Genomic DNA, 22797 nt, shown 5'->3' on the forward strand with positions numbered 1-22797 from the left:
CCCCCAAGAAGTTCTAAACAATATTTTTGGGCATTTGTAGTTTTAAACAAGACTAATGGGTTCAAATTATTATGGGCCCATCTTATTTATTATATTTGCAAACTTTTGTATATATATGAGGCATTTAACCATATTGATATTAAGCATTTTAAGTATCCATTTATCTCATTCCCAAATTCATGAAGTTGGACTTTTTTTGGGAGGTAGTAATTTTATTGGTGATGTTGGTGCTACAAATTATATAGCCCCAAATCAACTTGCTTTTGGCGGCGTTTATAAATGGAATAGAAGCCCTAGACACTCGTGGCGTGCATCATTAATTTTTACAGAATTAGAAGGCGTCGACACAAATTCAGACGATCTAAGGCGAATACAAAGAGGCTATGAATTTACTAATGAAATCATAGAACTTTCTTTAGGAATGGAATTTACTTTTTTTGATTTCGATCTGCATACCGGAAAAAAATTGACAACACCTTATTTATATGGAGGTATTAGTGTTGCCCATCACGACGACTATTATTTTTTGAATGGCGTTCAAACTCAAGAAAATACTAGTAACTGGACCTTTGGTATTCCAATGGCCCTAGGCTTAAAAACGACGTTTCTAGATAATTTTATTTTAAGTGTAGAAGTAGGTGCTAGATATACCTTTTCAGATGGATTGGATGGCAGTGTACCCAATGATGAAAATTTGCAACAATATAGATTTGGAAATATAAACAACTACGATTGGTATGTGTTTTCAGGTATCACACTAACCTATACTTTTGGACTAAACCCTTGTTATTGCCCAGAAAATTAAATGGATGTAATTGAAGACATAAAAAGTAAAACACTACCCAAACATATAGCTATTATTATGGATGGCAATGGCAGGTGGGCCAAACAAAAAGGCATGTTGCGTACTTTTGGCCACGAAAATGGCGCTAAGGCTGTTAAACGAGCTGTTGAAGCTTCGGCTGAATTGGGTATAAAAAACTTAACACTTTACGCATTTTCTACAGAAAACTGGAACAGGCCCAAACTAGAGGTACAAACCTTAATGAAGCTTTTGGTTACTTCGTTAAAAAAAGAGATTAAAACTCTTCAAGACAATGACATACAACTTTCTGCAATAGGCAACTTAACAACTTTACCAACTAAGGTTCATAAAGAACTGCTTGAGGTTATTGAAGCCACAAAAAACAATAATCGTATGATATTAACCATAGCGCTAAGCTACGGTTCTAGGGAAGAATTGATAAACACAGTTAAAGAAATTAGCATTAAAGTTAAAAATAATATAATTTCGCCCGAAAAAATTGATGAATCAATTATAAATGAGCATCTTTACACGCAAAATTTACCAGACGTAGATTTACTTATCAGGACCAGTGGAGAAAAACGTATAAGTAACTTTTTACTATGGCAAATTGCATACGCCGAATTGTACTTTACCAATACACTTTGGCCAGATTTTACAAAGCAACATTTGTATGAATCGATTATTGAATATCAAAAAAGAGAACGACGATTTGGGAAAACAAGTGAACAACTCAGCTAAGAGTCTATACCTATCTGCTTATAAAAAAGCCTGTGCAATAGTTTTAGTTTTCATTGCCAGCTTCAATTGCCTACAAGCTCAAAATATATCGAACAGTAAAAAATATACTATTGGAGGCATTACAGTTTCTGGAAACACAACCTTTAGCGATCAAACCATAATTTCATATTCCCGATTAAGGGAAGGTAAGGAAATAAGTGTTCCTGGAGAAGATATTGCTTTTGCAATTAAAAAGTTATGGGACTCTAAATTGTTTAGTGATATTGAAATTTACCGTGTTTTTGAAGGGGATACCGTTTACTTGGAAATCAGATTATCCGATTTACCTCAACTTAATGAGATTAAGGTTAATGGTGTAAAAAAAGGAAAAATAGAAGCTATTATTAAAGACAATAAATTAAATAAAGGTGTTAAGGTTACTGAAAACCTTATTAAAACTACCGAAAACTTTTTAGAGACCAAGTACAAAAAGGAAGGCTTTTTAAACACTAAAGTACACATTAACACCATAGAGGTTAAAGACTCCATTAAAACCCCTCGGGTAAACATGGTCCTTAATATCGATAAAGGCGAGAAGGTTAAAATTAAGGATATTGTGTTTAATGGCAATACGGTTTTAAATAACAAAAAGCTTAGAAAGGCTATGAAGAGCACAAAAAAAATAAATAGGCTTCGTATCCTTAAACGCTCAAAATATGTCGATTCTGCCTACCAAGCCGATCTAGGTCATGTTATAGATAAATATAAAGAAAATGGTTACAGGGATGCCCGTATTATATCTGACAGCCTAATTATAAATAACGATAAAACCATATCATTAAAGATCGATGTTAACGAAGGTAACCTATATACCTTTGGAGATATTAAATTTATTGGTAATACGGTTTACAGCGACCAATTTTTAAACAGAATCTTACGTATAAAAAAGGGAGATACATACAATGGTGTGCTATTGGAAAAAAGAATTGAAGATCCCTCTAAGCCGGATGCAATTGATATTAAAAATCAATACCAAAACAATGGTTATTTGTTTTCAGATGTTAACCCTGTTGAAGTAAGTGCCGACAATAATGTTATTGATCTTGAAATTAGAATCATAGAAGGCAAACCGGCTTATTTTAACAACATTAGTGTTTCTGGTAACGACAAAACCAACGACCATGTAATATACCGTGAACTACGTACACGCCCGGGACAACTTTATAGTAAAGCCAATGTAGTACGTACCATAAGGGAACTGGGACAGTTAGGTTTTTTCGACGCGCAGGAATTAACTCCAGACATACAAAACCCTAATCCTAATGAAGGTACGGTAGATATTGAATACAAGGTAAAAGAAGCTGGATCCAGCCAAATTGAGCTTCAAGGCGGCTATGGAGGCGGTGGCTTTATTGGTACTTTAGGGCTTTCGTTTAACAATTTTGCCATAAAAGATATTTTCAACAAAAAGGCCTACAAACCCATACCTATGGGAGATGGCCAGAAATTAGCATTACGTTTGCAAGCCAGTCGTTTTTACCAAACCTATAGTTTTTCATTTTCAGAGCCATGGTTAGGCGGTAAACGTCCTGTACAGTTTTCGGCATCCATTTCCCATACCAAACAGTTTTTATATGATTTTATAACAAGAAAGGCTGATAAATCCCGACGGTTTAATATTACGGGAGTTACACTTGGACTAGCAAAGCGTTTATCGGTGCCAGATGATTATTTTACCTTATCACAAGCTATTAGTTTTCAACACTACGATTTACAAAATTACAATACAGGACTTTTTACGTTTGGCAACGGTAGTTCAAAGAACTTGTCCTACACCGTTGGTTTAAGCAGAAACAATACACGTATAGATCCTATTTTTCCTACGGGAGGATCTAGTTTTGCAGTTACTGCCAAACTATCTATTCCTTATTCATTATTTAACAATGTAGATTATGCAGCCTTAAAAAGTGAACGCGATGAAAAGCAAGAAGTTTTATCCAATCCAAATAGTTCAAATGCTGACAGAACAGATGCTTCAAATAGAATTGGTGAAATAGACCAGGAACGCTACAATTGGTTAGAATTTTATAAGATTAGCTTTAAGGGTGATTGGTATACACAACTTGTGAAAAACCTAGTTTTAAAGCCAAGTATAGAGTTTGGTTTTCTAGGAGCCTATAATAATGATAGAGGAGTTATTCCATTTGAACGTTATTTCCTAGGTGGTGATGGCTTAGGAGGTTATAGCCTAGATGGCCGGGAAACTATTGCTTTACGAGGTTATCCTAACCAATCGTTATCCAATCAAGATGGTGGCACCATTTACAATAAATTTTCTTTGGAATTGCGCTACCCCATTACGCTTGGTGCATCAGCAAAAATTTATGGGCTTACGTTTATAGAAGGTGGTGCTTCCTATAACAGTTTTAGGGATTACAATCCATTTAATATTAAGCGTTCTGCTGGTTTGGGCGTGCGTATTTTTATGCCTGCTTTTGGGTTGTTAGGAATAGACTTTGGGCATGGTTTCGATACCATTCCTGGAGATACTGGCACAAAGCATGGGTGGGAAACCCACTTTATTATTGGACAACAATTTTAATTAGGTATTTAATTTTGGCACGATATTTTCTAACATCTATGTATTGATAAGAAATGAGCTATAACAAGAAGTTTATACCAACCGAAATGATTATTGGTGAATTACATCTGACCAATAAAAAACAATGAAATATAAACAGATGAAATTTTTAAGATTAAAATTCGTTAATTTTGAAATGAGCAATCTAAAATTTTTATTTTGCGAATGGTATCCAACTATTAAAAATTAATGAAATTAATCAAGATGAAACATAAGGTTCTTTTTTTATTGACATTCGTATTCTTGTCCTGTTTTTCTGTTCAAGCGCAAAGAGGTGTAAGAATTGGATATATAGACACAGAGTATATTTTGGAAAATGTACCAGAATATCAAGAAGCTACAACGCAATTGGAAAATAAGGCTCAAAAATGGAAAACTGAAATTGATGGACGTTTAAGTGAATTGGATCAAAAGCGTACCGCACTGAGTAATGAAAAAGCCTTATTGACCAAGGAGCTTATCGATGAACGTGAAGAGGATTTGTATTATGAAGAAAAGGAGATCTTGGATTATCAGCAAAAGCGATTTGGCCCTAATGGTGACCTGTTTATTCAGAAAAAACAATTGATGCAACCCATACAAGATCAAATTTTCGCCGCAGTACAAGATGTAGCAGCTGGTAAAAAGTATGATTTTATTTTTGATAAGTCGGCAGATGTGGTGATGTTGTACTCCAATAAGGCCTACGATTTAAGCGATCAAATATTAAGAACTATAACACGATCGTCCAAACGCAGACAAGTTTCATCGAAAGCGGAGCGTAAAGCTGCCGAGGAAGAAGAGTTGGTTCCAGAAATAAATTATGAACTCGAAGAACGCGAACGAGCCTTAGAGGAGAAAAAAACAGAACGGGAAAGTGCCATTGAAAAACGAAGACAAGAGATTTTAGCAAACAGAGAAGCTAAAAAGAAAGCTGCTGAAGAGCGCAGACAACAAATTTTAGACGAACGTGCCAAAGCAAGGGAGGATAAGTTACAATCGAGGGACGAAAACACCAATGACGATGGAAAAAGTGCAACTGAAAAAAGTAGCATTCAAACCACTAAGGATTCAATAACTGTAGAAACTCCTAAAACCAGGGAGCAACTCATTGAAGAGAACCGACAAAAAAAATTAGCAGATAGGGAAAAACGTAAAAAGGAACTAGAAGAACGTAAAAAGAAAATATTAGAAGAGCGCCAAAAAGCTATTGAAGAACGACAAAAGGCCAAGGACTCTCTAAACAACAATTAACAATTTATAACACATTTAATACTATTTAAAACAATGAAACATTTAAAAACTATTTTATTGGCAGCGGCATTATGTATAGGAACGGTTAGTTTTTCACAAGCCCAGAGTAAAGTTGCTCATATAAATACTGCTGAATTGATTAACGCGATGCCAGAAATGAAAGAGGCTCAATCTGAATTGGAGTCTTTAGGAAAAACCTATCAGGCTGATATGCAAGCTTCCATTACCGAGTACCAAAATACAGTAAAGCAATATGAAGCCGAAGCAGCTACAAAAACTGATGAAGAGAACCAAAAAAGAGGTTTAGAACTACAGGAAAAGCAACAACGCATCCAACAGTTTCAAGCCGATGCACAACAAGATATGCAGAAGAAAGAAATTGACTTATTAAAGCCAATAACTGAAAAAGCCAGAACGGCTATTTTAAAAGTCGCAAGGGCCCAAGGCTTCGATTATGTTTTGGATTCTTCACAAAATATCGTTATTATGTCTGATGGCAAAAACCTATTGGACGACGTTAAGAAAGAATTAGGTATTTAATTGTCATTCCTGCCTACGCAGGAATCTTTCCAAATAACAAAAAAGCTGCTGTTTACTGAGGCTATTCAAAGTAATTAGCAGCTTTTTCTTTAACTTGGATTTGTCATTCTGAACGCAGTGAAGAATCTCTTATTGTAGTATAATAGATCCTTCAGTCAACCTTTGGCCTCCTTCTGAATGACAAAAGAAATAGTTAATTTTATAGGAATTTAAGTTAAATGAACAAACAACCTATTGGTATTTTCGACTCTGGTGTTGGCGGCACATCTATCTGGAAAGAGATACATACCCTTTTACCACATGAAAACACTATTTATCTAGCCGATAGTGCCAACGCCCCTTATGGCATAAAAGGCAAACAGACCATCATTGATTTAAGTATAAAAAACACCGAATTCCTTTTAGAAAGAAACTGCAAACTTATTGTGGTAGCCTGTAATACAGCCACCACTAATGCCATAGATTACCTAAGGCAAAACTATAACGTTCCTTTTATAGGTATAGAACCTGCCATAAAACCTGCAGCGCTTCAAACTAAAAATCAAGCCATAGGCATATTAGCTACCAAAGGGACATTAAGCAGTTCTTTATTTTCTAAGACCTCTACCTTGTTTGCCAGCAATATTAAAGTGGTAGAACAGGTTGGTGATGGCATTGTGGAACTTATTGAAACAGGGAAACTATATTCAGATGACATGAGGGCCCTTTTAAACCTATATTTAAAGCCCATGCTTGAAGCCAATATTGATTATTTGGTTTTAGGTTGCACCCATTACCCATATTTAATCCCTATTCTTAACGATTTACTGCCTCATCATGTAAAAATTATAGATTCAGGTGAAGCTGTGGCACGGCAAACCAAAGCTGTATTGGAAAAAAATCAATTGATTAACCCACAAAAAAACAAAGCACAAATTCAGTTTTTTACAAATGGTAATCCAGAAGTAATGCAATCCGTTTTAGGTAAAAACATCTCTATTAAATATTTAAGTTTTTAATTTCAGAACATTCACTTTTCCTTAAACCACCCAGAATATTTAATATAGTTATTGGCAATTCGATTGATTTCACCCGAAATAAGCTCCTCACTTATATCCTTTACTTTTTTGGCCGGTACACCTGCATAAATGCTTCCTGCTTCGACCCGCGTATTTTGTGTAACAACAGCTCCTGCCGCAATAATGCTGTTGCTCTCTACCACACAATCGTCCATAATAATACTGCCCATACCCACCAACACATTGTCATGTATGGTACAACCATGTACAATGGCATTATGCCCAATGGACACATTATCACCTATATTGGTTGGTGATTTTTGATAAGTGGCATGTATTACTGCCCCATCTTGAACGTTAACCTTATTACCCATTTTTATATAATGCACATCACCTCGAATTACGGCATTAAACCATACACTACACTGGTTTCCCATAACTACATCTCCCACTATGGTTGCATTTTCGGCAATATAACAGTCACTTGGTATTTGGGGTGACCTTCCTTTTACTGATTTTATTATTGGCATAAACTCGGTTATTTTAGATTCCCTTTTTATTCATTGATTCTTATTTCATATTCATGAATTCATGAATCTTCGATTTCATGGGAATGACAATTTCAGCGGAAACCCCGATGCAAGCATACAGGGAATTCTTTTCGATTAAAACTAGATTATACATATTGAGATTCCCACCTTCGCGTGAATGACAAAAGGGTCATTTAAAATAAGCCAGCAACTCCGATTTTCTGGAAGCCGATACCATAAGTTCCTTTCCGTTACTTAAAACCACGCTCCCGCCTTTTCCTTTTTGGTATTTTACCACTTCGTTTACGTTTACCAAATACGATTTATGTACACGTGCAAAACTAGCATTTACTAAGGCATCTTCAAAATATTTAAGTGTCTTACTTACCAGTTTCTTTTTATTATTTTTTAAATAGATTTCGGTATAATTATCATCGGCTTTACAATATAAAATGACAGATGTATCTATGACTTCAAACCCATCTAATTGCGGAATGGTAATCTTACCATTCACGGTACTTGTTTTTGGAACCAATACCTGATTTTGCAGAGCCTCTTCTTTAATCTTAATCTCTGTAACATAATCTACGGCTTTAATGAGTTCATCAATAGAAATAGGTTTCATTAAGTAATAAGAGGCATGCGCATTTAGGGCTTCTATAGCATAATGGTTGTAGGCAGTAACAAAAATAGTTTCGAAGTTAACATCGCCTACCTTTTCCAATAAATCAAAGGCATTGCCATAGGGCATTTCTACATCCAGAAAGACCAAATCTAAATCGTTGTTACGTATTAAAACTAGGGCATCATCTATATTGACAGCTTCACCCAAAACCATAATGCTAGGGCAGTATTTTTTAAGGTAATTCTTTAGAATTTCCCTGCTGGTTTCTTCGTCTTCGACTATGATGGCGTTTAGTTTCATATTTTTGATTTTATTATTAATTCTTTAATATGTTCCGACACGCTCCTTTCGCATGACATAGTTCATTGATTTGTCTTTACTGCTCATTGATTGGCCCAGTTTAAATTTTACCCTAGCTGACAATTTATAGTTGAACTGTCAGTCCGAGCCTGTCGAGGACGGTCTTTGTTTACCTAGCTATCCCATTTATGCTTCGACACGCTCAGCATGACATTGTGCTTCCATTTGGCTTTACGGTTCTTATTGTAAAACCAGATTATATGCTGTTATGATGCCAATGCAATTGTTACTCTGTCAGTCCGAGCTTGTCGAGGACTTATCTCTATTATCTGGATGCCCATATTCTGAATAATTTTTTGAAAATTCAACCAAGTCATTCCAGTTTTCATTAATCAATGCCTCCTTCTTTTTATGGGACCATCCTTTGATTTGTTTTTCAATTTCAATTGCTTCACTCGGATTGGTACATTGCAAATACCATTTAAGTTCAACTGGACGTCTTGAAAATGTATAACCATCTATTTTGTATCCTTGGTGATGTTGATTAAGTCTTCGTTCCAAATCATTTGTCATACCAGTATAATAGGTATTGTCTGAACAGATCAATATGTATACATAATAAAACTTCATACTATTATTGATTATGCTTCGACAAGCTCAGCATGACATAGTCCCTTAATTTGTCCTTTTACTCATTCATGGGCTAATTTGAAATTTTCCTCTTCATTGCCTATTCCTAGTTGAACTGTCAGTCCGAGCCTGTCGAGGATGAACTTTCCTTAACTCGCGCCAGTTTATGCTTCGACAAGCTCAGCATGACAAAACATATTGATTTGGTTTTACTGCTCATTCTAACACACATGAACTGGTTACTGCAACTGCATACTGCCAACTTTTTAATCCCTTTTAAGTGTTACTGTTACTTTTGTGCCTGTATCATCCGCATCTTGTAAATCGCTAACAAAAACATTAACCTTGTCTTTATACATGGTATTTAAAATAGCGACCCTTTTTTTAATGTTGCCCATACCTTTTGAGTTTTGCCTCTGCTGGTGTTTTGTTTTTAAGGCTTTTGATTTTCTCCTACCAATACCATCATCGGTAATGCTTATGGTTATTTCATCATCCTTGGTTTGTGTTATTGAAATAGCTAAGTATCCCATTTCTTTTTTATACCTAAGGCCGTGCCACACCGCATTCTCTATATAAGGCTGCAACAACATTGGAGGAATTACAAAATCGTCAATATTGACATGTTCATCAACGTTTATGGTATAATCAAACTTATCCTGAAACCTAAAATGTTCTAATTGGATGTACAGTTTAAGCAATTCAATCTCTTTTCCCAGAGGAATGAAATCTTCATCACTGTTCTCCAAAACAGCACGCATCAATAGGGAGAAATCACTTAAATATTTGTTGGCCGTGCGTTCGTCGTTTGAAGCAATAAAACTGTTTACCGAGTTTAAGGCATTGAAAATGAAATGCGGATTCATCTGGCTACGCAAACTTTTTAGTGCCAATAAATAATTTGCTAACCGTTGTTGCCTTATATACTTATACATTAAAAAAGCCGTTAACAATAGTAACAGCAAACCTCCAATAAGTGAATAGATAATAAGTGTTTGACGCTTGGACTGCTCTATGGATAGCTGATATTTACTTTCGGAAAGAGCACGTCCGCTTTCCAAACTTAAAATACGGTTTTGTTTTGCGGTAAGGTCTCGGCGAATACGCTCGGCTTGTGATATTTCTTGCTCCCTTTTTATATAAACTTGATCTACTAAATCTACATATTCCTGATATTTTACCAGTGCCTTGTCGTAATCGCCCGCACTTTTATACACTTCCGAAAGTTTTCTAGTTGCATCCTTTTTTACAATTAAATCGGCTTTATCATGAGCTTCCTCGATACTTTTTTCCAGATAAGGTATGGCTTTATCGTAATTACCCTGAAGAGCATAGGCATTCCCTATTTTATAGTTTTGCTTTTGGGGGGTTAGTGCACTTTCATTATTAAAAACAGAGTCTTTTTCTATTTCATTAATCTCATTTAAGGCTTCTTTGCGCAATGAGATTTCACTTGAAAATTCATTGATATCGTTTTCAAAATCGGCCACTTTTAATTTTTCTTCAACCGCCCGCTTCTTGTTGACCGTATTAGCCAATTTAAGCGATTGATTAAAGTAGTCTCTAGCCTTTTCGGGTTCTCCTTTAGCATTGTATACCTCTGCCAATTTTGAATTTAAATCGGTTGTCTTAGGTTTAATCCCATGCTCTTTTGCTATCTCTAAGCCCTTTTTATAAGCATGTATCGAAGCATCAAAATCTTTGATTAAAAAATAAACATTACCTAAACCTTCATACAAGGATACCAAATGCCAATTAGACAATTCCTTTTTATTAATAGCCTTATATATCTGTAAACTTTCCTGATAATTTTTGTTTAACATGTAGGCCTTAGCCAACTTCAAATTTGTTTCATTGGACGTTACACTTTGAAGACTAATCCTGTAATTATAAACAGCCAAATCGTATTGTTTCCAATGCATATTAATGTCGCCTAAAACTTCATATATCTCACTATTTTCTTTTACGGAGCTACTTACCTTCAAAGCATCAGTAATAAACTGAATGCTTTTTTGGGCATCAATTTTTAGATAGGCTTCAGCAGAATCCACCAAAGATTTAAAGGACGTTTCCTTTTTCATTTTCTTTTTGCTCCTAATATATTCTCTATTATCATTATTAGGTTCAACCTGTACTTCAATACGTTCGTTGCTCTGTATGGTATAATAAATAGTTTGAAAATCGGTATGACTTATGGTCAATTCATCACCTATACGCACTTCAATCCTAAATTCACCAAAACTATTTGTATAAGTGTAAACACCTCCGTTAACTTCAATATTTACATTTGGAATAGGGTTACGGGTATCGCTTTCTATTACAGAACCTCTTACCACAAATCTTGAATTATCACCTATGCCCCCTCTATCTTGAGCTGTTACAGCAACAGTACTCAAGACCAACCAAAACAACAGGACAATGTTTTTGACGCGTTCCATAATAACTTTTATACTGCTAAACTTACGCACTTTACCTGGTATAATAAAATGCTCTTTAAATGAAAAACAATGATTTTTAATTAAAAATAGATGCTTCCCTAATTCTAGTCGTTGTTTTACATAATGAAGTATGCCATTCGCTCATTGTAAATTTTTTATTGAAAAGTTTGATTTTAGATTTAATCCTTTAATCGATAAACATTAATCCTATGAAAATTAAATCACTCTTGTTGGCAATCTTTGTAACTACTTGCACTCATGCACAAAATGGCACAAAAAACTTTATAGACCTTCCCTATATTGAAGTTACAGGAACTATTGAAACCGAAATTACACCCAATGAAATTTATCTTAACATCGTTTTAAGTGAAAACAACTCAAAAGGACGATTAAGTGTTGAAGAACAGGAAAATAGAATGATTGCCGTATTGAAATCATTAGAGATTGATTTAGAAAAAGACTTTTCCATCTTAGCCTTTGATGGGTATTTCAAAAGAAAATTTCTGGGCGAAAATGAGGTTACAAAAACCAAACGCTATGAGTTAATTGTTCATGATGGCAAGACTTTGGGAAAGGTTTATTTAGCATTGGACAACCTAAACATTTCAAACCTATCGATTACAAAAGTTAGTCATACAGATATTGAAAGTATAACAAAGGAAATTAAACTTAAAGCCTTAAAAGTTGCAAAAGAAAAAGCTAACGATTATGCCAGTGCTATTAACCAAACTATTGGAAAAGCCATTTTCATCCAAGAGCAAAACTCAGCCAATTTAAGCACTTTAAATGGTTACGCAAATGGTATAGTAATACGGGGCGCAAGTAGTCTTTATGGTTCAAGAGCATTTGAAGAAAAAATTCAAAATCTAAACTTTAAGAACATTGCAGTTAACGCCTCAGTACTAGCTAGGTTTATTATTAACTAATAAGGTCTTAAAAAAACTTCCTCTTCTTCATTTAATTCTACGAGAGTTAAATCCAACTTTAAGTAATTTGGACTAGGGAATAGTTTTTAATAAAAACAGTAGATTAATTTTAAAGAAAGGAAATCTATCAAATACAAGAGAGATTAGCCTAATTTACCGCTGGACAATTACAATCATAGCGTTCCCTTTTACAGTTAAAATTATAACCCAAGGTAATTTGATGAAAACCGCCATTGGTAAACACTAATGAATTACTCTGGTATGTGTAGTTATAAGCGAACATAAATTGATTGACATTTGCTCCCAAAATGGGGGTTATTTGTTGTAACCGTTGACTGTTAACACTTCCTCCATCTAAGTATTCTGCCCCATCAAAACTATTCCTATAGGAAAGACCACCCCAAATCTTCCCAAACTCCATTTGCTTGTATACCTTGCCATTGATATCTATGGAGGCTTCTTGGGTAGCATCCCTATACTGGAACATAATAGATGGCTCGTAGCTCCATTCACTGTCCAGTTTACCCAAAACGCCACCAACCGATAACAAATAACGTCTTAAATTACTGGTAATCTCAATATCCCTATTGACACCTGAATTCTTTAGTATATTCTTAACCGTAGCATGGGCGTAAAAATCTAAAAAATGATACGAAAATCCAAAATCGATATTCAAGTTGGTCTCACTTTCTACGGTTCCAGAAATAATTGGGTCTGGCCCATCAAAAGGAAATGTGGTTTCATCCAATTTATATTGTATAAAACCAACACTCAAACCAAAAGACAACATATTTAAGTCTATCTCATTCCTAGAAAACATAATATGATGGGCATAAGTTGCATAGGCCCCAGTTTGTGAATGGTAACCATTTTTATCGGTATACAGAATCCCTCCAAAAGCCGATGGAGAATCACCTACTCTACCATTCAAGCTTAACGTCAACAGTTTGGGTGCATCCTCATGACCAAACCATTGTTGCCTAGCAGTGAGCCTTACTTTGGAACAGTTGGCCACTCCGGCCATAGAAGGATGGATGAGGTAATAGTTATCGGTCAAATAATCGGTATATACAGGCAAGCCTTCTTGAGACAAAGCAATTTTTGTAAAAAAAACTACTATCAGTATAAAAATTATTTTTATTATTTTCATGAATGTGTTTTTATTATCTCAGATATTATCAGCATAAAAAACTATTCTATAAAAGAGAAGAATACTAATTTCATTTTCTGAATTTATCTTTTTAATGTAAAATGGGCCCTAAACACTTTTTGAATGTTATCTAATGGTTCATAGTACTTGACAGTAAACCAATAATCATCACTTGGTTGTTTATCTCCATTAAAAGTACCATCCCATCCAATCCCGTTAGGGTTTAATTGTTTTAATAATTTTCCATAGCGGTCAAATATATAAATTTCTGAGTTTGGATAGTCTGCAATTCCTTTAATATTCCATGTGTCATTAAATCCATCTCCATTGGGGGTAAAAAATTTAGGATAATCAATAACAATCTTAATTTCAGAAATTTCATTGCAATTTAACAAATCACGAACATATATAGTGTGTTCACCTCCCGCTATTCGTTCAAATACATTTGAAGATTGCCATAAACCATCATTTAATCTAAACTCATACTCTCCTAAACCTACGACCATAACTTCTATTGAATTATTCTTTGAAAACGTTTGTGTTAATAATTCTATTGAAATAGTCTCAGGCGGATACGAACCCACAACTTCAGTACCAACCATATTATCACAGCCTGTAGTTCTATTGGTTACCAACACTGTATAATGCCCAGGTTTAGTAGGTGTATAGTAAGAACTCGTCGCTCCACTAATTACAGTTCCTATAGGGTCTGACATGGCTTCGGATACTGTAGCATTGAACCATTGAAACGTATACTCTGTAATATCCAATTGGGTGTCTATTGGAGGAATACTTAAAAAAGGTGTATTTACAGGGTCTAAAACTTCATTATTATTATTCAGACAAATAACATACTCTTCTTCTATTCTAATTTTTGGTAAATGATTAACTACTAACTTAATTGGAACTACTATAAAACATTCATTTGAGGCAAATTTTACATTGGCATAAATAGTCTGGAGAGTAGGTATATTATTTTCAAAATTATTCGGGTCTTCTATTATGCTATTATTCCTTGCTAAAGCATCTAATTCATTTATATAATAGGTGAAAATATAGTCGGAAGCATTCAAACCATTTAAAATTTCGTCTTCCCTTATAGTTAGATCGAATAGAGCGGTATCAGCCTTATTGATTTCACAAGCTTCAATAGGTAGTGGCGAACTATTTAAATTACCATAAAGAATTGTTTTTAACGACAAATTTACAGTTGAAGAGCACCTATTTGATCCCGTTGCCAATACTATTATATCTTTATCTAAAACTGTATTTAGATAGTTTTTAGGGTTAGTTATAGGATTATTATTTTCTATGTCAAGGAGCGTTTCAAAATATGTTAATTCAATTGAACCATCCCCACCCGTAATCTGTTCTTCCCTAATTGTCAAATCATATTCGGTTGTAACATCATCACTACATTTTTTAATAGATTCTGGTTCGAATATGATAGGGTTTTTGTTTACTATTAGATTAAAACTCATATCAATGTTAAAGCACTCATTAATATCACTGACTCCATTACCGTTTTCATCAAATTGAGCACGAACATATATAGTTTGAGGGTTACTAGTATTTAAATAATTAGAATCATCTGTAATTGGAATGTTATCCAAAGCATCCTGTTTGGTAACATGGTAGCTAATTAAAATAGGTGTCGTTTGAGACCCAATTATTTCTGTATTTTTTGTGGTTAAATTAAAATTACTGAAATCGTCATTTCCACATAAAACATAGTCACTTATTTCTTTTTGTAATGGTATTGGTTTTACAATTAAAGTGATATGACTTCCCAAGCCAAGGCACGAATTAGTTATATTGCTGTCTACTCTTACATATATTTGTTGAACTATGGGCGAAGTTTCATTTCTATGATTACCAATGTCTGCAATAGCATTGATTTCAGATAATGCATCTATCTCACTTGTATAATAGGATATGGTAAGCTCTTGTCCGTTATTTGGAAATAAACTTTTTATCTTGTCCTGTGCTTCACTAAAATCAAAAGTAGTTATACCATTGGCGCTATCGTCATCAAGAGTTTTATCATCACAAGCTTGAAATGTTAAATTAAACGCTTTAGGTATTTGAGTTGCACTTACCAATAAATCTACTGTTGCAATTTGATAACATCCGTTTGAGTTTTCCACTCTTACGTAAACCTTATCATTTAATATACTTTTATTAGAATAATCTAAAACATTGGTGATTTGTTCAATAGCTAACGCATCCTTTGCTCCAGCTTCACTTTCATAATAGGTAAACGTTTCATTTAATGAATTAGAAGAAACTAAAGCGTTTGCTTCGGTTAAATTAAAAATAGTAAATCCATCGTTGTCATCATCACATTGTATTAAAGAGACATTAGAATTAATTATTGGAAGGGAATTGACCACTAAATTAAATGCTGTGACACCAAAACAAGTTGGATTAACTTTATTTTCTACCCTCGCATATACAGTTTGGGGATTGGCCGTATTTTGTATTGATGATCCAATCTGGGTATTCACCAATCCAATACTAGCATCTTCCTCTGAATGGTAAAACCTTACCTCATAATCTAATGAAGGTTGATCTCCTAATATTTCATCTACTTTTGTAGATAAATCGAAAATGGCCAATCCATCACTACTAGAACCACTTTCCACATCATCACAAAGGTCGTAATCCAAAGGTGAATTGGCAATGGTTTCTTTAATTACTGAAATATTGAAACTCACTACTTCAAAACATGTTTGTGTTCTTTCTGCGATCCTAATCCAAATAGTTTCTTTTTCTTGTGTATTGGTATATGCTTCTGGTGATGTAATAGGATTGTCATTACTTCTAGCATCCTCTTCACTTAGGTGAAAACTCATTATAAAGTCTGCTTCCCGCTGAGGGCCTAACACTAAGTTCTTATTCTCATTGAAATCAAAAACGCCTATCAAATCCTCATCGGTATTACATAATACCATATTTTTTGGAGGCTCAAATACTATTGGGCTTTGAGCAAACTCAATTCTAATATCATCTGATATAACACAGTTTTTTCTTGCAATATCTATTTCTACTCCATAAATTCCATCTTCTGTAACATTGTATATAGAATTTGTTTCTCCTAAAATTTCAACACCATTTTTAAACCACTTATATGTTGTTCCGGGGATGTTTAATGTTACATCCAAACTAAAAGGGGTTCCACTACAAACGGGATTTCCGCTTCTAACGGTTCGATCTGGGCCTAAATTCCCTCCAATATTAAAACTTCCTGCTTCTAAAAAAATGGCCGAATCCCAAATAGCATCTCCTTGATCTGCAACTACAATTTTAATTTCGTAAGTTTTATCAGGCTCCACATTAGCTTTAGCAGTTAATACCTTTGTTCTACCGCCATAATTCGTGTCAGGTAAATTATATCCTTCAAACAAATCAGGATTAGCTCTACATTCCCTGGAACCATTAATATTAGTAACACTAACCGCTTGACCACTAGGCAATACAGCCAAATTCCTGTATTGGGTTGTACCCACTTCCCTTAACAAAAAAGCAAAACTATCTGCATATACGCACTCTGTAGAACCATCGTACTCTTCGGAAGCCATTAAAAACCGGAAGCTTACGGTATTAATTAATGGTGTAAAATTAAACTTAACATAAGTTGCATCAAAAGTACTTCCTTGCCTCAATGCATTTTCTAAATCTGCATCACCCGGAAGGCCATTATCATTAGAAGGGTATGCCCCAGGAGCATTATTAAAAACATTCCCTGCTTCGTGAGCTCTTCCGTTCGTAATAATAATACCATTTTCGAAAGGAAAATCACTTGACAAAGGCTTTTTAAAATACCCATAACTCTTTGTAGTAAGTTGAGATGGTGTCCCTTTTACTTGAGAAGAAAAAGTATCAACAGTAAAACAATCACTAGGCATTAGAACTTGTTCCACAAGTTCGCTCAAAGAAAATCCTGATTCTATATCTGCTTGGTCATTTACACTAATAATTTGCGCATAAGTTTTAAAATAAAACAATCCAATTACCAACAATATATATATGTTCTTTTTCATTCTATTCAAAAGACAAAACTTTTATTTTATAACATTAGTATAAAAGTTTACTAATAAACAATCTCTTTTAAGTTTTATACGTAAAAAAAAATAATACCCTAATAAAATCCTCATTAATTTTGTAGTAAAGTGCAAAACTTTAAGCATCGCTCTAAGTTTCTTTTAGTATTTTTGAAAAAAAATAGCCAAAATGAATACTTTCAAGGTTTCCATACAAAAAACAAGCAACGACAATATTATAAAATTTGAAGTAAATCAATTCATAACCAAACATCAAAGCTTTGAATTTAATAACATAGATGAAGCCAAACCATCTCCCTTAGCAAAGCAGTTATTTTATTTGCCATTTATAAAAAAAGTATATATCTCAGGAAATTTTATTGCTGTGGAGCGTTATAATATTGTAGAATGGGAAGATGTACAAGATGAAGTGGCCGAGCAAATTGAAGCCTATCTAAACGATGGAGGCTTAGTAATTGACGATGCTTCCAGTTCACCAAAAAAAATACCTGTAACGGTATACGCAGAAAGCACACCAAACCCTTCGGTCATGAAGTTTGTGGTAAATAAAAAAATAGCAACCTCACTTTATGAATTTACTTCAATAGATGAAGCTAAATTATCACCTTTAGCAACTGCTTTATTTCATTTTCCTTTTGTAAAAAGTGTTTTTATTGAAGAAAACTATATATCCATTACTAAATATGACATGGCAGAATGGCAAGATATCACCCTTGAACTCCGAGAGTTTATTAAAAGCTTTATTGAAGACGGAAAGAATATTGTATTGCCAGAAGCAACTGAGGAATTTAAACAATCTACAGAACAATTAGACCATCAATTTGATGCCCTTGACGATACTTCTAAAGAAATCATCAATATTCTTGAAGAATATGTAAAACCAGCTGTTGCGAGTGATGGCGGTAATATTCAATTCATTGGCTACGATGCTGAAAACAAAAATGTGAGCGTTATGTTACAAGGGGCTTGTAGCGGTTGCCCTTCATCCACTTTTACTTTAAAAAATGGCATAGAAAATATGTTACAACAAATGCTTCCTGGAAAAGTGAACACTGTGGAAGCTATTAATGGTTAAATTGCCCTTTTAAACCACAAATCATTAGCGTTCAATTTCTTGAACGCTTTTTATATCTTATATTTAGACCTTAAAAATCCTTATGAAGCAGATATTCTATTTAGTTCCGCTTTTATTAATTACATTAATAAGCTGTAAAGGAAAGAACCAAAATACTATGGAACATAAATTCACCAATGCTCTTATAAACGAAACGAGTCCGTATCTTTTACAACACGCCCACAACCCTGTAAATTGGCATCCTTGGAACGAGCAAACACTAGACAAAGCTAAATCTGAAAACAAGTTATTGCTCATTAGCATTGGTTATGCTGCTTGCCATTGGTGCCATGTTATGGAACATGAAAGCTTTGAGGATAGTTTGGTTGCACAAGTTATGAACAAAAATTTTGTGAATATAAAAGTAGATCGCGAAGAACGTCCAGATGTAGATCAGGTCTATATGAATGCGGTACAACTTATGACAGGTAGTGGTGGTTGGCCTTTAAATGCTATCGCTTTACCAGATGGAAGACCTGTTTGGGGAGGCACTTATTTTAAGAAAGAACAATGGATAAACGCTTTAGAGCAAATTTCTGAGCTTTACCAAGAAAAACCGGAGAAGTTATACGAATATGCTGATAAACTTGAGGAAGGTATCAAATCTTTGGATGTTGTACAATTGAATGTTTCCGAACCTGTTTTTAAAAAACAATATATAGATGACGCTGTAGCTCACTGGTCCAAACAGTTCGACCATAATTTTGGAGGCCTTAATCGTGCCCCTAAATTTATGATGCCTAACAATTATCATTTCCTGCTTAGATATGCATATCAAAATAATGACACTAATCTTATGGATTTCGTAAACCTTACACTTACCAAAATAGCTTATGGTGGTGTTTTTGATCATGTTGGCGGGGGATTTTCAAGATATTCTGTAGACACCAAATGGCATGTGCCTCATTTTGAAAAAATGTTATATGATAATGCGCAGTTGGTTAGTTTATTCTCCGATGCCTATCTGTTGACAAAAAACGACTTATATAAAGATGTCATTACAGAAACCTTAGACTATGTAAAAGAAGAAATGACTAATAATGAAGGTGCTTTTTACTCGTCGTTGGATGCCGATAGTAATACTCCTGAGGGTAAATTGGAAGAAGGCGCTTTTTATGTATGGAAAAAAGAAGATCTTAAAGCACTTTTAAAAGAAGATTTTGAACTGTTTTCAGACTATTATAACATTAATAATTTTGGACTTTGGGAACACGAAAATTATGTCCTTATAAGAAAAGATTCTGACGAAAACATTATCAAAAAGTACAATCTTGACCTAGAAACATTAAAAGAAAAGAAAATTAACTGGAAGACTATCTTATCTAAAAAACGCAATACAAGATCTAAACCAAGACTGGACGACAAAACCCTAACCTCCTGGAACGCCTTAATGACAAAAGGGTATATTGATGCGTATCGTGTGCTTGGAAACACCAGTTATCTAGCTTCTGCTAAGAAAAATGCTAACTTTATTTTGAGTACAATGCTACGGGAAGATGGCGGGTTGAACCATAATTATAAAGATGGAAAAAGTACCATTAATGGTTATCTAGAAGATTATGCAACTGCAATCGATGCATTTATTGCTCTATATGAAACCACTCTGGAGCAAAAATGGCTAAACACTTCAAGAGATTTAGCCAATTATGCTTTTGATCATTTCTTTGACGACAAAAGTAACATGTTCTTTTTTACTTCAAATACTGATGCTTCATTAGTTTCAAGAAGCATAGATTATCGCGACAACGTTATTCCAGGAAGCAACTCTATCATGGCAAAAAACTTGTTTAAGCTAGCTCACTATTTCGACAATGAGCATTACAGTAATACTGCCATAACCATGTTAAACAATGTGTCTCTTGAAATGCACGAATACCCCTCAGGATTTTCAAATTGGTTCGACTTAATGCTCAATTACACCAATCCGTTTTATGAAGTAGCTATTGTTGGCAAAGAAGCTAAGGAAAAAATCACAGAACTGAATAAAGCCTATATACCCAACAAATTAATTGCAGGAAGTACAAAAGATAGTAACATGCCTTTATTGGAAAATAGGTTTACTCCAGACGACACTTTCATTTATGTATGTGTAAACAAAGCTTGTAAATTACCTGTTACCAGAACAATAGACGCTATTAATTTAATTGAAAAATGAGAACCATAACCATTTTTTTGATTGCCTTAGTTGCTTTTGAACATATCTATTTTATGGTTTTAGAAATGTTTCTTTGGACCAAACCGAAAGGTATAAAAACATTTGGCTTAAAGTCTGAAGCCTTTGCTAAGAACACTAAAATTCTGGCTGCCAATCAAGGATTGTACAACGGCTTTTTAGCTGCTGGGCTTTTATTTTCCATCATCGAAAAAGATATTAAAACAGCGATTTTCTTTTTAGTTTGCGTAACCATTGCTGGTATTTATGGAGCTTACTCAACAAAGAAATTAAAACTATTTTATGTTCAGGGAGTGCCTGCAATCATTACCCTTATAATTACTTTAATTTAAAAATAATAAATACAAAATCATGGATTTAAAGAACATCAACATAGACACTGAAGAATGGATTAAACTAGCCATAGACTACGGACTAAAAGTTGTAGCCGCTATTATTATTTGGGTTGTAGGTTCCTGGATTATAAAAAAATTATTAAAAGGCTCCAAAAAAGTAATGTCTAAAAGTAATTATGAAGAAAGCCTTCAAAAATTTTTGTTAAACCTAACCCATTGGGGATTAAAAATACTACTCATTATTACCCTATTAGGGACGCTAGGCATACCTACAACATCTTTTGCTGCTATTTTAGCAGCAGCTGGTTTAGCCATTGGTATGGCTTTACAAGGTTCATTAGGAAATTTCGCTGGTGGTGTGTTGATAATGATATTTAAACCCTTTAAAATTGGTGATCTAATAGAAGCCCAGGGTGAGGTTGGTGTAGTTAAGGAAATTGAAATTTTCACCACTAAACTTACGGGGCTTTCCAATAAAGAAATTATTATCCCTAATGGCGCTTTATCAAATGGTAATATTGTTAATTACACTACTGAAGGTACACGTCGTGTAGATTTGGTTTTTGGGGTGAGTTATGATGCCAATATAAAGCAAAGTAAAGAGGTTCTTATGAATGTACTAACATCACACCCAAACGTGCTAAAAGACCCTGCTCCCGCAGTTACCGTATTAGAACTTGCCGATAGTTCGGTAAACTTTGCTGTAAGACCCTGGTGCAAGGCCGAACACTATTGGAATGTGTATTTTGATGTTACTGAAAATACCAAAGAAGCACTTGATGCTGCAGGTATTGAAATTCCATATCCGCACCAAGTGGAGATACAGAAAAAAGGGTAAAATATTGTATCCTTTATTTTTTATAGCAATATTTTATTTTTTACTAGGTGTTAATGCTACAAAATCCTTTAAATAATAAGGCTCAAAATAAGCGACATCTTCAAGATCTCCTTTCATGTATTTAATATATGCCAGATTTCCCATTTCCTTGGCTGAAGGTAATTTATTTTCAACAAAGACCGCATTAGGGTGATTGATAATGGTTTTGGTTTTTTCCACACCATTGCCTATAAAATAAACTATACCTCTTTCCAGATAGTCGATAAAAGCAGTTTCATCTAAAATATTGGCTTGGGTTTTACGAACTTGATCATAATTTGCATCAAAAACAGCTGCATATACTTCTTTTCTTCGGGCATCCAGCATGGAAACGATTACTCCATTATTAACCTTAACTTGATGTGCCAAAGCTTCTAGAGTAGAAATGGAAATTAGGGGGATATCCAAAGCATAACTCAGCCCTTTGGCAGCTGAAACACCAATACGCAAACCTGTGTAAGAGCCAGGCCCTTTGCTTACAGCTATGGCACTCAAATCATTTTGGGATATCCTTGCTTGCTTTAAAACGTCTTCAATATAAACGTGCAAACGTTCAGCATGCGAATAGTTTTTATCGTAATCTTCTTTTAAAATAATTACTTTACCGTTCTTGGAAAGAGACACCGAACAATTGGTGGTCGCTGTTTCTATATTTAAAATATAAGCCACATTAATGAGTTAAAAATTTGCCCATGTAA

18 protein-coding genes are annotated in these 22797 nt (G+C 34.4%); 11 read left to right on the forward strand and 7 right to left on the reverse strand.

What is annotated here, in order from left to right:
* Positions 1-115: 115 nt before the first annotated feature.
* From porG to murI, 6 genes are all read left to right on the forward strand, one after another.
* A complete protein-coding gene (gene porG / locus MR053_RS01405) occupies positions 116-805 on the forward strand; it encodes a type IX secretion system protein PorG (RefSeq protein ID WP_223551399.1) in 690 nt (229 codons plus the stop codon).
* Complete coding sequence (locus tag MR053_RS01410) at positions 806-1546, forward strand: isoprenyl transferase (protein ID WP_242130719.1); 741 nt, start codon at positions 806-808, stop codon at positions 1544-1546.
* Complete coding sequence (locus MR053_RS01415; RefSeq protein ID WP_242130720.1) at positions 1479-4127, forward strand: BamA/OMP85 family outer membrane protein; 2649 nt, start codon at positions 1479-1481, stop codon at positions 4125-4127. Before MR053_RS01410 ends, MR053_RS01415 begins: the two co-directional genes overlap by 68 nt.
* A gap of 243 nt (positions 4128-4370) precedes the next feature.
* Entirely contained in the window at positions 4371-5399 is a 1029-nt protein-coding gene (locus MR053_RS01420) for an OmpH family outer membrane protein (RefSeq protein WP_223551402.1), read from the forward strand.
* A 33-nt stretch (positions 5400-5432) separates the two neighbouring features.
* Positions 5433-5939, forward strand: a complete 507-nt coding sequence (locus tag MR053_RS01425) for an OmpH family outer membrane protein (protein ID WP_242130721.1) — start codon at positions 5433-5435, stop codon at positions 5937-5939.
* A gap of 218 nt (positions 5940-6157) precedes the next feature.
* Entirely contained in the window at positions 6158-6937 is a 780-nt protein-coding gene (murI, locus tag MR053_RS01430; protein ID WP_223551404.1) for a glutamate racemase, read from the forward strand.
* 11 nt (positions 6938-6948) lie between these two features.
* On the opposite strand, the gene MR053_RS01435 is transcribed toward murI, so the two are convergent.
* The 4 genes from MR053_RS01435 to MR053_RS01450 all read right to left on the reverse strand — a co-directional run bounded on the left by MR053_RS01435 (position 6949) and on the right by MR053_RS01450 (position 11460).
* A complete protein-coding gene (locus MR053_RS01435) occupies positions 6949-7467 on the reverse strand; it encodes a gamma carbonic anhydrase family protein (RefSeq protein ID WP_242130722.1) in 519 nt (172 codons plus the stop codon).
* Between the two features lie 190 nt (positions 7468-7657).
* Positions 7658-8392 (reverse strand): LytR/AlgR family response regulator transcription factor, encoded by a 735-nt coding sequence (locus MR053_RS01440; RefSeq protein WP_242130723.1) that lies wholly within the window; start codon positions 8390-8392, stop codon positions 7658-7660.
* 294 nt (positions 8393-8686) lie between these two features.
* Positions 8687-9022: a GIY-YIG nuclease family protein gene (locus MR053_RS01445; protein ID WP_242130724.1), complete on the reverse strand. Its 336-nt coding sequence runs from the start codon at positions 9020-9022 to the stop codon at positions 8687-8689.
* 266 nt (positions 9023-9288) lie between these two features.
* Positions 9289-11460 (reverse strand): histidine kinase, encoded by a 2172-nt coding sequence (locus tag MR053_RS01450; protein ID WP_242130725.1) that lies wholly within the window; start codon positions 11458-11460, stop codon positions 9289-9291.
* Between the two features lie 209 nt (positions 11461-11669).
* Here MR053_RS01450 and MR053_RS01455 point away from each other — a divergent pair, with 209 nt between their 5' ends.
* Positions 11670-12386: an SIMPL domain-containing protein gene (locus MR053_RS01455; RefSeq protein ID WP_242130726.1), complete on the forward strand. Its 717-nt coding sequence runs from the start codon at positions 11670-11672 to the stop codon at positions 12384-12386.
* A gap of 148 nt (positions 12387-12534) precedes the next feature.
* On the opposite strand, the gene MR053_RS01460 is transcribed toward MR053_RS01455, so the two are convergent.
* Both MR053_RS01460 and MR053_RS13985 read right to left on the reverse strand, forming a co-directional pair.
* A complete protein-coding gene (locus tag MR053_RS01460) occupies positions 12535-13536 on the reverse strand; it encodes a PorP/SprF family type IX secretion system membrane protein (RefSeq protein ID WP_242130727.1) in 1002 nt (333 codons plus the stop codon).
* 83 nt (positions 13537-13619) lie between these two features.
* Positions 13620-17579, reverse strand: coding sequence for a T9SS type B sorting domain-containing protein (locus MR053_RS13985; protein WP_317221701.1), 3960 nt, complete (start codon positions 17577-17579; stop codon positions 13620-13622).
* Positions 17580-17769: 190 nt separating this feature from the next.
* Between MR053_RS13985 and MR053_RS01475 the strand changes: the two genes are divergently transcribed.
* The 4 genes from MR053_RS01475 (at position 17770) to MR053_RS01490 (ending at position 22060) form a co-directional block, all read left to right on the forward strand.
* Positions 17770-18675 carry a NifU family protein gene (locus tag MR053_RS01475; protein WP_242130728.1) on the forward strand — a complete coding sequence of 302 codons (906 nt, stop codon included), beginning with the start codon at positions 17770-17772 and terminating at the stop codon, positions 18673-18675.
* 82 nt (positions 18676-18757) lie between these two features.
* Positions 18758-20869: a thioredoxin domain-containing protein gene (locus MR053_RS01480; RefSeq protein WP_242130729.1), complete on the forward strand. Its 2112-nt coding sequence runs from the start codon at positions 18758-18760 to the stop codon at positions 20867-20869.
* The gene (locus MR053_RS01485; protein ID WP_242130730.1) at positions 20866-21219 is read left to right on the forward strand and encodes a DUF1304 domain-containing protein; all 354 of its coding nucleotides are present in this window, start codon (positions 20866-20868) and stop codon (positions 21217-21219) included. Before MR053_RS01480 ends, MR053_RS01485 begins: the two co-directional genes overlap by 4 nt.
* 19 nt (positions 21220-21238) lie before the next feature.
* The gene (locus MR053_RS01490; protein ID WP_242130731.1) at positions 21239-22060 is read left to right on the forward strand and encodes a mechanosensitive ion channel family protein; all 822 of its coding nucleotides are present in this window, start codon (positions 21239-21241) and stop codon (positions 22058-22060) included.
* A gap of 33 nt (positions 22061-22093) precedes the next feature.
* Here MR053_RS01490 and tsaB read toward each other — a convergent pair whose 3' ends face one another.
* Positions 22094-22768 (reverse strand): tRNA (adenosine(37)-N6)-threonylcarbamoyltransferase complex dimerization subunit type 1 TsaB, encoded by a 675-nt coding sequence (gene tsaB, locus MR053_RS01495; protein ID WP_242130732.1) that lies wholly within the window; start codon positions 22766-22768, stop codon positions 22094-22096.
* Between the last annotated feature and the right edge of the window lie 29 nt (positions 22769-22797).

Source organism: Aestuariivivens marinum (assembly GCF_022662175.1).
Classification (GTDB): Bacteria; Bacteroidota; Bacteroidia; order Flavobacteriales; family Flavobacteriaceae; genus Aestuariivivens; species Aestuariivivens marinum.